Consider the following 13,654-nt stretch of genomic DNA (forward strand, 5'->3'; position numbering starts at 1 on the left):
CCCGTCGTCGTCGACCGGCTCAGAGCCGGGCCAGCGCCTTGCGCAGCGGGTCGAGGCCCAGCGCGCCGAGGTCCAACGCCTGCCGGTGGAACTCCCGCAGGTCGAAGTCGGCGCCCTTGCGCGCCTTGGCGTCCTCGCGGGCCTGCAACCAGATCCGCTCACCCACCTTGTACGACGGCGCCTGCCCCGGCCAGCCCAGGTAGCGGTTCAGCTCGAAGCGCAGGTTCTCGTCCGGCACCCGGCAGTGTGCCCGCATGAACTCCCAGCCGAGCTCGGGTGTCCACCGCTCGCCCGGGTGGAAGCCGAACGGGTTGTCCTTCGGGATCTCCAACTCCAGGTGCATGCCGATGTCGACGATCACGCGGGCGGCGCGCATCGCCTGACCGTCGAGCATGCCCAGCTTGTCGCCCGGATCCTCCAGGTAACCCAGCTCGTCCATCAGCCGTTCCGAGTAGAGCGCCCAGCCCTCGCCGTGCCCGGAGACCCAGCAGAGCAGCCGCTGCCAGCGGTTGAGCAGGTCGGCCCGGACGGCGGTCTGCGCCACCTGAAGGTGGTGACCGGGCACGCCCTCGTGGTAGACCGTCGTCACCTCCCGCCAGGTGGAGAAGTCGGTGATGCCCTGCGGCACCGCCCACCACATCCGGCCCGGCCGGGAGAAGTCCTCGCTCGGGCCGGTGTAGTAGATGGCCCCGTCACTGGTGGGTGCGAGGCAGCACTCGATCCGACGGACCTGTTCCGGGATGTCGAAGTGGGTGCCGTGCAGCTCGTCGATCGCCTTGTCGGCGAGCGTCTGCATCCAGTCGCGGAACGCCTCCTTGCCCTGGATGGTCCGCGCCGGATCGGCGTCCAGCGTGGCCACGGCCTCGTCGACCGTCGCGCCCGAGCCGGCGATGCGCCCGGCCACGACCCGCATCTCCGCCTCCAGGCGGGCCAGCTCCGCGAAGCCCCAGGCGTACGTCTCGTCCAGGTCGACCTTCGCGCCGAGGAAGTACTGCGAGGCGAGTTCGTAGCGCTCCCGGCCGGCGGCCTGCTTGTCCCGCCCGTGCGGGGCCAACTCGGCACGCAGGAACTGGCCGAACTCGGCGGTCGCCGCGGTGGCCGCCGCCGCGCCCCGGCGCAGCTGGGCGCCGAGCGTGCCGTCCGCGCCCAGCCGTTCGACGAGGCCGTGGAAGAAGTTGTCCCCGGTCGGGTCGGTCCAGGTGTCGCACTGCTTGGCCACCTCGGCGAGCTGCACCTTCGAGCTGACGCGCCCGTCGGCGAGCGCCTCGCGCAGCGTGGTCTTGTAACCCTCCAGCGCGCCGGCCAGGCCGTTGAGCCGGGCGGCGATGTTGGCCTGGTCGTCGGCCGTCGCGGTCGGCATCAGGTCGAACACCATGCGGACCTCGTGCAGCCCGCTCTCGATCACGCTGATCTCGCTCGTCGTCTCGCCGGACTCGTAACGGGCCAGGTCGAGGCCGAGCCGTTCCTGCATGGCCTCCTTGGCGGTGCGTTCCGCCTCGGTGTCCGGCTCGGTCACCTCAAGCTCGGCGAGTGTGCGGCGGGTGAGGTCGGCCTTGGCCCGGTAACCCTCGGGCGAGAGGTCGTCGAGCTGGTCGTCATGGCCGGCGATGCCGACGTAGGTCGCGCCGGTGGGGCTCAACGGCGCCCACTCGGCCACGTAGCGGTTGGCGAGTTCATCAATTCGTCCCACAGTGCGACACTACGTGACCACCCAGCCCGGATGTCGACGACGTTTGGCGTGTTCAGGCAGCAGATCCAGAGGGTGGAAAGTCGCGGGACTTTGTCGTACCCGTCCGGCAGAGTGTCAGGGGTGACCACCGACATCGCTCCTGACAAGGCGCCGTTGCGTGCCTGGCTGCCGGGCTTCTTCGCCCTCGCCGCCATCTGGGGCTCCAGCTTCCTGTTCATCAAGGTCGGCGTGGCCGAGCTGCACCCCGTCCAGCTGACCCTCTACCGCGTCGTCGCCGGCGCGCTGACCCTGGTGGTCGTCCTCGCGGTGCTGCGCGACCGGCTGCCGCGCGAGCCCCGGGTGTGGGCGCACCTGTTCGTCGTCGCCGCGTTCGGCGTGGCCGTGCCGTTCACTCTCTTCGGTTACGGTGAGCAGCGGGTCGAGTCGATGCTGGCCGGCATCTGGAACGCGACGACGCCGTTGATCGTGCTGCCGCTCGCGGTGCTGGTGTTCCGCACCGAGCGGTTGACCGTGCGCCGCGCGATCGGCCTCGGGCTGGGCTTCCTCGGCGTGCTCGTGGTGCTCGGGGTCTGGGAGGGCATCGGCGGGGCGCACTTCGTCGGCCAGTTGATGTGCTTCGGCGCGGCCGCCTGCTACGGCGTCGCCATCCCGTACCAGAAGCGGTTCATCGCGGGCAGCGCGCACTCCGGCCTGTCGCTGTCCACGGCGCAGTTGCTGCTCGCCGCCGTCCAGCTCGCCGTCGTCACCCCGTTCGTCGCGGGTGCGCCGCCGCTGCCCACCGAGCTGTCGCCGAAGGTGGTGGCCAGTGTGCTGACCCTCGGGGCGCTCGGCACCGGGCTCGCCTTCGTCATCAACATGCGCAACATCCGGGTGGCCGGCGCGAGCACCGCCTCCACCGTCACGTACCTGATTCCGATCTTCGCGGTGCTGATCGGCGCCGTGGTGCTCGACGAGCGGCTCAACTGGCACCAGCCGGTCGGCGCGCTCATCGTGCTGCTGGGGGTCGCGGTCGCGCAGGGCCTGTTCGGCCGTCGCAAGCCGCGCCCGGTGGTCGGCGTCGGCGTGCCCGCCGCGCCCGCCGCCGAACCCGCCCGCAGGTGACCCCGACCGGGCCGCTGGTCAGGCCCGGTCGCGTGTCCACTCCACCAGTTGCTCGGCCGACCAGGTGTTGACCACCCGGTCGGCCGGGACGCCGCAGCGGGCCGCCCGCTCGCAGCCGAACCGCTGCCAGTCGAGCTGACCGGGCGCGTGCGCGTCCGTGTTGATCGCGAAGCGGCAGCCCGCCTCCAGGGCCCGGCGGATCAGTCGCTTCGGCGGGTCCTGCCGCTCTGGCCGAGAGTTGATCTCAACGGCGGTGTCGTGCTCCGCGCAGGCGGCGAAGACCGCGTCCGCGTCGAAGTCGCTCTCGTTCCTGGTCCGCGCCCGGTGCCCCCGGTCGCCCGGGCCGGTCACCCCCGCCGGCCGGGACGACACCATCCGCCCGGTGATGTGACCGAGAATGTCCAGGTGCGGGTTGGCGACCGCCGCCAGCATCCGCCGGGTCATCTTCGCCCGCTCGTCCTTGAGGCCGCTGTGCACCGAGCCGACCACCACGTCCAGCCGGGCCAGCAGCTCGTCGTCCTGATCGAGCGAGCCGTCGGCGAGGATGTCCACCTCGATCCCCGTCAGGATCCGGAAGCCCTCCGGCAGCGCCGCGTTGACCTGTGCCACGTGGTCGAGCTGCCGGCGCAGCCGCTCGGCGGTCAGCCCTCGTGCCACCGTGAGACGGGGCGAGTGGTCGGTCAGCACCAGGTACTCGTGGCCCAGCTCCACCGCGGCCAGTGCCATCTCCTCGATCGGGGAACCGCCGTCGGACCAGTCCGAGTGGGTGTGGCAGTCGCCGCGCAGGGCGGCGCGCAGCGCCGTGGCCTCGGCATCCAGGTCGCTGCCCTCGGTCGCCACCAGCCGGCGCAGATAGACCGGTTCCTCGCCGGCCAGGGACTCCGCCACGCAGCGGGCCGTCACGTCCCCCACGCCCGCCAACTCGGTGAGCGTGCCGTTGCCGGCCCGCTCGGCGATCTCGGCCGCCGGGAGGCCGGCCAGCGCCTTTGCCGCCGACCGGAACGCCCGTACCCGGTAGGTGGCCTCGTTCGCACGCTCCAACAGGAACGCGATCCGGCGCAGGTCGGCAATGGGGTCCCGGGCGCTCATCCCACCGAACCTAGTGCGTACGAGCCGCGTCAGGGAGCCTTCGGGCAGCCGTGTTCGCGCTGCCACGCGGTCACCTCGGCGGCCGGCTCCCGGTTGCCGCCGCGCCGCCACGAGTCCAGGTAGCGCGCCGGCCAGAGCACACCGCGCCGGATCCACCACCCGTCCTTGCCCGTGCACGGCGGCGAGATGCCGAAGTGCACGTGACAGACGTTGTTCGCGTTGCCGGTGCGGCCCACCTTGCCGAGCTGCTGCCCGGCACGGACCCGAAGCCCCGCCTCGACGCCGGCGCCGACCACGCTCAGGTGCGAGCCGTAGTAGCGCACCCCGTCGTCGCCGAGCAGCGACACCGACAGGCCGCCGTTGTCCGGGCCCTGCGGCCCGCTCTTGGAGTACCGGTCGACCCGACTCACCTCCAGGACCTTGCCGTCGGTCACCGCCACGAACGGCTCACCGCAGTCGGCGAACAGGTCCGTCGCCGGGTACGCCCCGTGCGTCGTGTGGTAATCCACGTTGTCGGCGCGTACCGGAAAGACATGCCGGAGCCCGGTGCGGGGTGCGGTCGGCGACGGTCTGGCCGACGACGGCGTCGGACTGGCCGGGCGGGTCGTGGGCGTGGCCGTCGGCGCCGCCGGCTGCTCACCGGTCGCCCAGACCGCCGACGCCGACGGCGCGGCGCCATCTGGCGGCACCCCCGGCCGGGTGGTCGCACAGCCGGCGACCAGCACCGGGGCGAGCAGCAACAGGATCGGGTACGCCGGACGCACGCGGCGACCGATCGTCGGCGGGGGCATTCGGTCATCCTGACAGACCGGTACCGTGGGCACGAGCGACGCGCGTGAGGGGAGGGCAGCCGATGACCATCGCCCGACCCGACCCCGTCCCGGATCCCGGTCCCGCCCGCCCGGCGTCGCGTACCCCGTCGGGGCTCTTTCCGGCCGGGCCGCCGACCAGACCCACCTACCGCGAACCGCACCCGGTGACCGGCGGCGGTGTCGCCGCCGGCGGTGGCGCGGCGGCTGCCTGGCTGCTGCTGTTCGGGCTGCTGGGCACCGACGTCGCCAGGTACGCGTGGTGGACCATGGTGGCCGGCCTGCTGGCCTGGCTGACGGCTCTGGTGCTGGTCCGCTACGGCGATCGCGGCGTGGCCACCGGGGTGGCCATCGTCACCGCCGGTGGTTGGAGCATCGCTGCCGCCGTGGTGGCGGTCCGCTGGGCGACCACCGGTGACTGGCCGATGTGGTGAGCGTGTTCCGACCGGCCGGATCCGGGGGCGGACGACTGCGCCGCGTGCCCGGTTGGCTGCGTAGCGAACGCCGTCTTGACGTGGCTGTCGATACTCGGCACCCTCGGCACTATGGCCTGGACCACCCCGCGGCAGGACCCGGATCGCAACCGCCGCCGCCTCCAGTTGCTCGCCGAGTTGGCGGGCGCTCGGGCGGTACGCCAGCGCAGCCGGCCGCAGCGACAGCGCACCGAGCGTCTGCGCCAGCTCATCGCCACCCGCCGTCGGGTAGCCGGCTGATCCGACTTTGTCAGGTTTGGCCGGCGTCTCGGGGCGTTGACCGGTCGCCTGCCGACCCGACCGGCTAACGTGCACCCTTGACGAGTCGGCGCTGTGCCGAGGGCTTTTGGGGGAACCGTGTCGTACTTCGCTGCGGCCGTGGTGCGTGACGACAGTGGCTGGACCGCCGCCGAGGTCAGCCTGCGGGGCGCCACCGACATCGATGAGGTCGCCGACCGGCTGCGCGACGTCGACCAGGAAGCCGACGTGTCGCTGCTGTTCGTCGAGGCCGACGACGCGTACCTGGTGATCCTGCGTCTCGACGAGGGCGAGGATCTGCGGGTGTTCGGCTCGGACTCGGCGTTCGCCGAGGAGTCCCGGCTGGGTCAGCTGCTGGTCGGTGACCTGAAGACGTCCGTGACCGGGCTCGACGGCGACGACGAGCCCCGCCCGGCCGCCGGCGGCGACGACGAGAGCGAGCAGCCCGCCGTCGATCCGGAGGCCGATCCGGTGGGCGACGCCGACCTGCTGGCCAACCTGGGCATCTCCGCGCAGAAGCTGCTGACGCTCTGCGGCACCGAGGGGATGCTGCCGGCGGACGTCACCGCCGAGATCTGCGAGGTGCTCGGCTGCGCCGACGAGGTCGAGGAGCTGCGTGAGGTCTGACCCCGCCGGGCCGGCAGCACACGGTGGGATCGTTCCCGCGGGCGGCGCTGAGCCGGCCGACGCCACCGATCCGCTGTTGGAGGCGATCCGGCCGGGGCAGCCGACGCCCGGCGCGGTGGGTCGAGCCGGCCCGGGCGCGCACGAGGAGCTGGCCGACCCGGGCGACCTTGGCCGGCGGCAGCGACACGAGCTGTGGATGCGCCGGGCCCTGGAGGTCGCCGTCACCGGCCCGACGGCCGACGACGCAGGCCCGGCCGACGTGAACGTCGATGGCGCGGGCCCGGCCGACGTGGACGACGTGCCGGTGGGCGCGGTGCTCTACGGCCCGGACGGCACCGAGCTGGCGATCGGGCGCAACGAGCGGGAGTTGACCGGCGACCCCACCGCCCACGCCGAGGTGTTGGCCCTGCGGCGTGCGGCGGAGCGCACCGGCCGGTGGCGACTGGACGGCTGCACCCTGGTGGTCACCCTGGAACCGTGCACCATGTGCGCGGGCGCGCTGGTGCTGGCCCGGATCTCCACCGTCGTCTTCGGCGCCTGGGAGCCCAAGACCGGCGCCGTCGGCTCTCTCTGGGACGTCCTGCGCGACCGCCGGCTGAACCACCGCCCCGAGGTCTACGGCGGCGTGTTGGAGACCGAGACCGCCGCCGTCCTGCGCGCCTTCTTCCGCTGAGGTCGCACGGCCTCTCCCGGCCGCCGGCTGGAGGTCGCGCGGCCGGGAGAGACCGTGCGACAACGAGCCGTATGACTCAGCGGAATATTTATGCCGCTGAGTCATACGGCTCACCGCAGTCAATGCCCCCGGCCGCCCAACTGCGTGTCGACAAAGGCTGCGCGCGGGGGTGTCGGGTGGGTCAGGGTGGGGGCAGGGTCACGGTGACGGTCAGGCCACCGCCTGCGCGGGGCTGCGCGTCGACGCCGCCGCCGTGGGCACGCGTCACGGCACGGACGATCGACAACCCCAGACCGAAGCCCCGAGCGCCCGCGACCCGCTCCCGGGACAGCCGGCGGAACGGCTGGAACATGGTCTCCACGTCGTAGCCGGCGATCACCGGGCCGGTGTTCGTCACCGTGAGGGTGGGCCGGCCTCCGACGAGCCCGGTGCGCACCTCGACCCAGCCGTTGGTGGCCAGGTTGTGCCGCAGCGCGTTCTCCACCAGGTTGAACGTGAGCCGTTCCAACAGCACCGGGTCGCCGGTGACCGGGGTCGGCGCGAGTGACAGGTGCACGGGCAGGTCGGGCGCCTGCTTGCCAGCCTGGTCGGTCACGTGCGCGCAGACCTCGGCCAGGTCGACCGGCGTACGGTCGGTCAGCTCGTTCTCCGAGTCGGCCAGGGTCAGCAGGCCGTCGATCAGCCGCTCATGCCGCTCGTTGACCGCCAGCAGTGACTCGCCCAGCCGGCGGGTCTCGGCCGACGCGTCCGGACGGGTGATGGCCAGTTCCACCAGGGCGCGGTTGAGCGCCAACGGCGTACGCAGCTCGTGCGAGGCGTTCGCCACGAACCGGCGCTGCCCGTCGAACGAGCGGTCCAACCGTTCCAGCATCTCGTCGAACGTGTCGGCGAGTTCGCGTACCTCGTCGCGGGGGCCGACGAGCGCGATCCGCTCGTGCAGGCCCCGACCGGCGGTGTCCGCGCCGGCGATCCGCCGCGCGGTGTCGGTGACCTGGTGCAGCGGCTGCAACGCCCGACCCGCCAGCAGCCAACCGAACGCGATCGCCACCGCCGAGACCACGACCAATGCGATGCCACCCTGGGTGAGCAGCGACTCCATCGCGCTGCGTTTCGCCTCGTCCTGCGCCTGTTCGACCAGGGTCCGCAGCATCTCGATGTTCTGCCCGTTACCCGAACTGGGAGTGGTCACCCCGACCTTCGGCAGGTCGCGCAGGCTCACCCCGAACGGCTGCGGCATCCGCTGGTCCACCAGCACGTACGTGACGGCGAGCAGGACCATGCCGGCCAGCAGGAACAGCCCGCCGTAGATGAGGGTGAGCCGGGCACGGATCGTGAGGCGTTTCATCGGATGCGGTACCCCGATCCCGTCACCGTCTCGATCACCGGTGGGTCGCCGAGCTTGCGACGCAGCTTCATCACGGTGACCCGGACCACGTTGGTGAACGGGTCGATGTGCTCGTCCCAGGCACGTTCCAGCAGGTCCTCGGCGGAGACCACCGCGCCGTCGGCGCGCAGCAGCTCGACCAGTACGGCGAACTCCTTGCGGGACAGGGCCACGTGCCGGTCGTCGCGGCGTACCTCGTGACGGGCCGGGTCGAGCTGGATGCCGGCGCGGCGCAGCGTCGGAGGCGCGGCCGGGCGGGCCCGGCGCGTCAGCGCGTGCACCCGTGCCGACAGCTCGACCAGGGCGAACGGCTTCGTCAGGTAGTCGTCCGCCCCGAGCGCGAGCCCCGCCACCCGCTCCCGTACCGCCGCCGCGGCGGTCAGCATCAACACCCGGGTCTCGCCGCCCGCATCCACGATCGCCCGGCACACGTCGTCGCCGTGCACCACCGGCAGGTCCCGGTCCAGGACCACGACGGCGTACTCGTTGACACCGAGCCGCTCCAACGCCGCGTCGCCGTCGTACGCCACGTCGACCGCGAACGACTCCCGACGCAGCCACTCGGCGATGGCGTCCGCCAGCACGCTCTCGTCCTCGACCACCAGCACTCTCACGTGTCCATGGTCCCCGGGGCGCGGTAACGGCGGCATAACCGCGCACGGTTACGCCCGCGATACGCGCTCTGTCGTGCACTGGGTCCGACGTCCGGCGAGCCACGCCGGACACCAGCGGAGGTGAACACCATGCGACGACAGGTGCTCGTGGTACCCGTCCTGCTCGCCCTGGTGCTGGCCGGGTGCGGCGTGGGAAGCGACGACGGTGGCGGGGTCGCGACCGCCGGCGACGCGAAGACCGGCGCCTCGGCGAGCGCCACCCCGGTCAGCGACTCGGAGCGGCAGCTCGACTTCGCCCGGTGCATGCGCGAGAACGGGGTGGACATGCCTGACCCGGAGCCGGGCGGTCGCCCGGGGTTCCGCTTCGGTGCGGGCGTCGACCAGCAGAAGGTCCAGGCGGCCATGGAGAAGTGTCGCGACAAACTGCCCAACGGTGGGCAGGGTCCGCAGCTCAACCCGGAGCAGGCCGAGCAGATGCGCACCCTGGCCAAGTGCATGCGGGAGAACGGCGTACCGGACTTCCCGGACCCGGACGCCGACGGCCGGATGCAGATCGGGAAGGCCGGCAAGGCGTTCGACATCGGTGATCCGACGATGAAGGCCGCGTTGGAGAAGTGCCGGCAGTACGCGCCGCAGTTCGGAGGCGGCAGGTGATCCGCACCATCCGACGTTCCCGGCTGCGTGCCGCCGTCGCCGGGGGCGTCGTCCTGCTGGTCGCCGCCGTGGGCGCGGTCGCCGCGATCGGCTTCGGTGGCGGCTCGGCCGGGGACGCCGCCGAGGCCAGCGCGCCGGCGGCCACCGCCACGATCACCCGACAGACCCTCGCCGACACGCAGACCGCCGACGGTGAGCTGGGGTACGGCACGACCCGCACCGCCACCACCCGACTCAGCGGCACGATCACCGGGCTGCCGGCGACCGGGTCGACGGTGCGGCGGGGCAAGGCGCTCTACCTCGTCGACAACGAAAAGGTGGTGCTCCTGTACGGCGGGTTGCCCGCGTACCGGACGCTCAGGCCCGGGGTGGAGGGTCCGGACGTCACCCAGTTCGAGCGGAACCTCAAGGCGCTGGGCTACACCGGGTTCACGGTCGACGACGAGTACACCGGCGACACCGCCGACGCGGTCCGTGACTGGCAGGAGGACCTCGGCCTGCCCGAGACCGGCCGGGTCGAGCCCGGGCGCGTCGTGTACGCCGACGGCGAGGTCCGGGTGGAGAGCCACCAGGCCGACGTCGGCGCCGTCGCGCAGCCCGGTCAGGCGGTGTTGACCTACACCGGCACCAGCCGGGTGGTCACCGTCGACCTGGACGTGGACGACCAGCGGCTGGCCAAGCCGAAGGCGAAGGTGACGGTGAAGCTGCCGGACGGCCGGTCGGTCGGCGGCACGATCAGCACGGTAGAGACGGTCATCCAGGCCGGGGCCACCGGCGCCAACGGACAGTCCGGCGAGGCCGAGACGAAGATCGAGGTGACGGTCGCCGTCACCGATCCGAAGGCTCTCGCCGGATTCGACCAGGCCAGCGCCGACGTGACGTTCACCGCCTCGGAGCGGCGTGACGTGCTCACCGTCCCGGTGGCGGCGCTGCTCGCGCTCGCCGAGGGCGGGTACGGCGTCGAGGTCGTCGACGGTGACGCCAGCCGGATCATCGCGGTGACCACCGGGCTGTTCGCCGACGGTCGTGTCGAGATCAGCGGCTCTCAGATCACCGAGGGCATGACGGTGGTGATGCCGAAATGAGCGGTGACGTGATCGTCCTCGACCGGGTCAGCAAGCGCTACGCCGGCGGTGTGGTGGCATTGGACGACGTCTCGTTGCGGATCGGCCACGGCGAGCTGGTGGCCATCGTCGGCCCGTCCGGGTCGGGCAAGTCGACGATGCTGCACCTGATCGGCACCCTGGACCGGCCGTCGTCGGGCAGCGTGCTCCTGGACGGGTACGACGCGGCGAAGCTGACCGACCGCGAGCTGTCGGCCCTGCGGGCCACCCGGATCGGCTTCGTGTTCCAGCAGTTCCACCTGGCCCCCGGCGTCCCGGTCGTGGACAACGTGGCCGACGGTCTGCTCTACGCCGGCGTACCCCTGCGGAGGCGGCGCGAGCGCGCGGAGGCCGCGTTGGTCCGGGTCGGCCTGGGCCACCGGCTCGGGCACCGGCCGCACGAGCTGTCCGGCGGCGAACGGCAGCGGGTGGCGGTGGCCCGGGCGGTGGTCGGCGAGCCGGCGGTGCTGCTGGCCGACGAGCCGACCGGCAACCTGGACTCCACCTCCGGCGCCGGGGTGCTGGACCTGCTGCACGAGCTGCACCGGGCCGGCACCACGGTGGTGGTCATCACGCACGACCGGGAGATCGCGGAGAGCCTGCCCCGGCAGGTACGGATGCGGGACGGCGCGGTACGGCACGATTCGGCCCTCGCGGCGGCCCTCGCGGCGGGCGGAGGCGTCCGATGACGACGACCACGCCGGCGCGGCTCGTCCCGGCCCGGATGGGTCCGGCGGACGTCCTGCGGGTGGGCGGGGTCGGCCTGCGGACCCGCCCGCTGCGGGCGTTCCTCTCCGCGCTGGGCATCGCGATCGGCATCGCCGCGATGATCGCGGTCGTCGGCATCTCCTCGTCGTCCCGGGCCGAGCTGGACCGCGCGCTCGACGCCCTCGGCACCAACCTGCTCACCGTCGAGCCGGGCAACACCCTGTTCGGCGCGGACGCGCAGCTACCCGAGGAGTCGATCGCCATGATCGGCCGGATCGGCCCGGTCACGCAGGTGTCCGCCACCGGGCAGATATCTGACGCCAAGGTCTACCGCTCCGACCGGATCCCGGAGGCGGAGACCGGAGGCATCGCCACCCGGGCGGCACGACTGGACCTGCTCGGCACCGTCGGAGCCGAGCTGACCAGCGGCACCTGGCTGAACGAGGCCACCGCCCGCTATCCGGCGGTCGTCCTCGGCGCCACCGCCGCGCAGCGGCTCGGCATCACCGCGGCTGATCCGCAGGTGCAGGTGTGGCTGGGCGGCCGGTGGTTCACCGTGGTCGGCGTGCTCGCGGCCGCACCGCTCGCCCCGGAGCTGGACACCTCGGCGCTGGTCGGCTGGTCCGCGGCGACCGGCTACCTGGGGTTCGACGGGCACCCCACCACCGTTTACACCCGGGCACAGGAGTCGCAGGTCGAGGCGGTGCGGTCGGTGCTCGGCGCGACCGCCAACCCCGAGGCGCCAAACGAGGTGGAGGTGTCCCGCCCCTCCGACGCGCTGGCCGCCGCCGAGGCGACCGACGCCGCGTTCACCGGGCTGCTGCTGGGCCTCGGGGCTGTCGCCCTGCTGGTCGGAGGCGTCGGCGTGGCGAACACCATGGTGATCTCCGTGCTGGAGCGACGGGCCGAGATCGGCCTACGCCGGTCACTCGGGGCGACCCGCGGTCAGGTACGCACGCAGTTCCTCGCCGAATCGCTGCTGCTCTCCGCGCTCGGCGGGATCGGCGGGGTGCTGCTGGGCATCCTGGTTACCTCGGGCTACGCGCTGTCGCAGGGCTGGCCGACCGTGGTGCCGGCGTGGGCGATGCTCGGCGGGGTGGCCGCGACCCTGGTCATCGGCGGCTTCGCCGGCCTCTACCCGGCGGTGCGCGCCGCCCGCCTCGCGCCGACCGAGGCGCTGGCCGCCGCCTGACCGCGGTGGCGCGGTTTGGGCTGGCGTGGCGGGGTTTGGACTGGTGTGGCGCGCGGTCGGGTCGGCGTGGCGGCCCGACCCTCGCGTGATGCCGAAGAGCGGTATGACTCACAGGAATATTTATTCCTCTGAGTCATACCGCTCTCGGCAGTGACACCGCCCCGCCGGGACGGATCAGGCGATGATCGTGTCGAGCGCGATCTCGACCATCTGGCTGAAGGTCTGCTCCCGCTCCTCCGACGTGGTCTTCTCGCCGGTCTTGATGTGGTCGCTGACGGTCAGCACGGTCAGCGCGCGGGCCTTGAAGCGGGCGGCGATCGTGTAGAGCGCCGCCGACTCCATCTCCACCGCCAGCACGCCGTAATCGGCGAGCGTGTCGTAGAGATCCGGCCGGTCGGTGTAGAAGGCGTCCGCCGCCAGGATCGGTCCGACGTGCATGCTGATGCCGCGCCGCTCGGCCACCTCGACCGAGGTACGCAGCAGCCCGAAGTCAGCCACCGGGGCGTAGTCGATCAGCCCGTCGAAGCGCATCCGGTTCATGTTCGAGTCGGTGGACGACCCGATCGCCGCGACCACGTCGCGCAGTTGCAGGTCGGTGCTGAGGGCGCCGCAGGAACCGACTCGGATCAGCGTCTTGACGCCGTACTCGTTGATCAGTTCGTGGGCGTAGATGGAGGCCGACGGCATGCCCATGCCGGAGCCCTGGACCGAGACCTCGACGCCGTTCCAGCGGCCGGTGAAGCCCAGCATGCCCCGAACCGTCGAGTAGCAGGTCGCGCCCTCGAGGTAGGTCTCCGCGATCCACTTGGCCCGCAGGGGGTCACCCGGCATCAGGACCCGCTCGGCGATCTCGCCCGGCTTCGCGCCGATGTGCGTACTCATGGCAAAGATCCTGCCAGGCCGGCCCGGGCGATACCGGTTCGGCGTCCGAACCGGTGGTCCTGTACCCTCGTCGGCGGTGGCGTGTCCGAGCGGCCTAAGGAGCACGCCTCGAAAGCGTGTGAGGGTTAACGCCCTCCGAGGGTTCAAATCCCTCCGCCACCGCTCTGAAATGCAGAAACGTCCGGTCGATCCGCGAGGATCGACCGGACGTTTTCGCGTCGGAGGAGCCTCCGCGGGGCTGGGCGCGAGGCCCGCGAGTCCCGGGGTTTCGATCGCGCCGGGCACCAGGGCGTCGACCCGGATCTTCCGGCCGATCAGCTCGGCGGCCCAGGTCCGGCCGAACGAGCGGATGGCCGCTCGACCGTGATCGATGCCCCCAGCCGTGGCGGGCGCGGGC

At 72.4% G+C, this 13,654-nt stretch carries 15 protein-coding genes and 1 tRNA gene; 10 read left to right on the forward strand and 6 right to left on the reverse strand.

Annotated features, from left to right (window positions below; genetic code table 11):
• Window positions 1–19: 19 nt before the first annotated feature.
• Window positions 20–1,690: a DUF885 domain-containing protein gene (locus tag OG505_RS28195; protein ID WP_405429077.1), complete on the reverse strand. Its 1,671-nt coding sequence runs from the start codon at window positions 1,688–1,690 to the stop codon at window positions 20–22.
• Window positions 1,691–1,810: 120 nt separating this feature from the next.
• On the opposite strand from OG505_RS28195, the gene OG505_RS28200 reads away from it, so the two are divergent.
• A complete protein-coding gene (locus OG505_RS28200; RefSeq protein WP_405429078.1) occupies window positions 1,811–2,791 on the forward strand; it encodes a DMT family transporter in 981 nt (326 codons plus the stop codon).
• Between the two features lie 18 nt (window positions 2,792–2,809).
• Here OG505_RS28200 and OG505_RS28205 read toward each other — a convergent pair whose 3' ends face one another.
• Both OG505_RS28205 and OG505_RS28210 read right to left on the reverse strand, forming a co-directional pair.
• The gene (locus OG505_RS28205) at window positions 2,810–3,880 is read right to left on the reverse strand and encodes a PHP domain-containing protein (protein WP_405429079.1); all 1,071 of its coding nucleotides are present in this window, start codon (window positions 3,878–3,880) and stop codon (window positions 2,810–2,812) included.
• Between the two features lie 29 nt (window positions 3,881–3,909).
• On the reverse strand, window positions 3,910–4,671 hold the full coding sequence (locus tag OG505_RS28210; RefSeq protein ID WP_405429080.1) for a M23 family metallopeptidase: 762 nt from the start codon (window positions 4,669–4,671) through the stop codon (window positions 3,910–3,912).
• 62 nt (window positions 4,672–4,733) lie between these two features.
• Between OG505_RS28210 and OG505_RS28215 the strand changes: the two genes are divergently transcribed.
• The 4 genes from OG505_RS28215 (at window position 4,734) to OG505_RS28230 (ending at window position 6,720) form a co-directional block, all read left to right on the forward strand.
• Window positions 4,734–5,123, forward strand: coding sequence for a hypothetical protein (locus OG505_RS28215; RefSeq protein WP_405429081.1), 390 nt, complete (start codon window positions 4,734–4,736; stop codon window positions 5,121–5,123).
• A gap of 111 nt (window positions 5,124–5,234) precedes the next feature.
• Window positions 5,235–5,402, forward strand: a complete 168-nt coding sequence (locus tag OG505_RS28220) for a hypothetical protein (RefSeq protein ID WP_167626078.1) — start codon at window positions 5,235–5,237, stop codon at window positions 5,400–5,402.
• 117 nt (window positions 5,403–5,519) lie between these two features.
• Window positions 5,520–6,047 carry a tRNA adenosine deaminase-associated protein gene (locus OG505_RS28225; protein ID WP_405429082.1) on the forward strand — a complete coding sequence of 176 codons (528 nt, stop codon included), beginning with the start codon at window positions 5,520–5,522 and terminating at the stop codon, window positions 6,045–6,047.
• 196 nt (window positions 6,048–6,243) lie between these two features.
• Window positions 6,244–6,720: a nucleoside deaminase gene (locus OG505_RS28230; protein WP_405434762.1), complete on the forward strand. Its 477-nt coding sequence runs from the start codon at window positions 6,244–6,246 to the stop codon at window positions 6,718–6,720.
• A gap of 181 nt (window positions 6,721–6,901) precedes the next feature.
• Here OG505_RS28230 and OG505_RS28235 read toward each other — a convergent pair whose 3' ends face one another.
• Both OG505_RS28235 and OG505_RS28240 read right to left on the reverse strand, forming a co-directional pair.
• Window positions 6,902–8,065, reverse strand: coding sequence for a sensor histidine kinase (locus OG505_RS28235; RefSeq protein WP_405429083.1), 1,164 nt, complete (start codon window positions 8,063–8,065; stop codon window positions 6,902–6,904).
• A complete protein-coding gene (locus OG505_RS28240; RefSeq protein WP_405429084.1) occupies window positions 8,062–8,718 on the reverse strand; it encodes a response regulator transcription factor in 657 nt (218 codons plus the stop codon). Before OG505_RS28240 ends, OG505_RS28235 begins: the two co-directional genes overlap by 4 nt.
• Window positions 8,719–8,847: 129 nt before the next feature.
• Here OG505_RS28240 and OG505_RS28245 point away from each other — a divergent pair, with 129 nt between their 5' ends.
• The 4 genes from OG505_RS28245 to OG505_RS28260 are packed head-to-tail and all read left to right on the forward strand — an operon-like array spanning window position 8,848 to window position 12,375.
• Entirely contained in the window at window positions 8,848–9,372 is a 525-nt protein-coding gene (locus OG505_RS28245; protein ID WP_405429085.1) for a hypothetical protein, read from the forward strand.
• Window positions 9,369–10,457: a peptidoglycan-binding protein gene (locus OG505_RS28250; RefSeq protein WP_405429086.1), complete on the forward strand. Its 1,089-nt coding sequence runs from the start codon at window positions 9,369–9,371 to the stop codon at window positions 10,455–10,457. The genes OG505_RS28245 and OG505_RS28250 overlap by 4 nt, the downstream gene beginning before the upstream one ends.
• Window positions 10,454–11,164, forward strand: a complete 711-nt coding sequence (locus tag OG505_RS28255) for an ABC transporter ATP-binding protein (protein ID WP_405429087.1) — start codon at window positions 10,454–10,456, stop codon at window positions 11,162–11,164. The genes OG505_RS28250 and OG505_RS28255 overlap by 4 nt, the downstream gene beginning before the upstream one ends.
• Window positions 11,161–12,375: an ABC transporter permease gene (locus OG505_RS28260; protein ID WP_405429088.1), complete on the forward strand. Its 1,215-nt coding sequence runs from the start codon at window positions 11,161–11,163 to the stop codon at window positions 12,373–12,375. The genes OG505_RS28255 and OG505_RS28260 overlap by 4 nt, the downstream gene beginning before the upstream one ends.
• Before the next feature lie 174 nt (window positions 12,376–12,549).
• Here OG505_RS28260 and deoD read toward each other — a convergent pair whose 3' ends face one another.
• Entirely contained in the window at window positions 12,550–13,257 is a 708-nt protein-coding gene (gene deoD / locus OG505_RS28265) for a purine-nucleoside phosphorylase (RefSeq protein WP_030328147.1), read from the reverse strand.
• Between the two features lie 75 nt (window positions 13,258–13,332).
• On the opposite strand from deoD, the gene OG505_RS28270 reads away from it, so the two are divergent.
• A tRNA-Ser gene (locus OG505_RS28270) sits at window positions 13,333–13,419 on the forward strand.
• The last annotated feature ends 235 nt before the right edge of the window (window positions 13,420–13,654 follow it).

It is taken from the genome of Micromonospora sp. NBC_00617 (assembly GCF_045161355.1).
In the GTDB taxonomy this organism is placed as follows: Bacteria; Actinomycetota; Actinomycetes; order Mycobacteriales; family Micromonosporaceae; genus Micromonospora.

Coding starts and splice junctions, on each gene's coding strand:
- OG505_RS28205 (WP_405429079.1), bottom strand. CDS start 3,880: ATGAGCGCCCGGGACCCCATTGCCGACCTGCGCCGGATCGCGTTCCTG.
- OG505_RS28210 (WP_405429080.1), bottom strand. CDS start 4,671: ATGCCCCCGCCGACGATCGGTCGCCGCGTGCGTCCGGCGTACCCGATC.
- OG505_RS28215 (WP_405429081.1), top strand. CDS start 4,734: ATGACCATCGCCCGACCCGACCCCGTCCCGGATCCCGGTCCCGCCCGC.
- OG505_RS28220 (WP_167626078.1), top strand. CDS start 5,235: ATGGCCTGGACCACCCCGCGGCAGGACCCGGATCGCAACCGCCGCCGC.
- OG505_RS28230 (WP_405434762.1), top strand. CDS start 6,244: ATGCGCCGGGCCCTGGAGGTCGCCGTCACCGGCCCGACGGCCGACGAC.
- OG505_RS28235 (WP_405429083.1), bottom strand. CDS start 8,065: ATGAAACGCCTCACGATCCGTGCCCGGCTCACCCTCATCTACGGCGGG.
- OG505_RS28245 (WP_405429085.1), top strand. CDS start 8,848: ATGCGACGACAGGTGCTCGTGGTACCCGTCCTGCTCGCCCTGGTGCTG.
- OG505_RS28255 (WP_405429087.1), top strand. CDS start 10,454: ATGAGCGGTGACGTGATCGTCCTCGACCGGGTCAGCAAGCGCTACGCC.
- OG505_RS28260 (WP_405429088.1), top strand. CDS start 11,161: ATGACGACGACCACGCCGGCGCGGCTCGTCCCGGCCCGGATGGGTCCG.
- deoD (WP_030328147.1), bottom strand. CDS start 13,257: ATGAGTACGCACATCGGCGCGAAGCCGGGCGAGATCGCCGAGCGGGTC.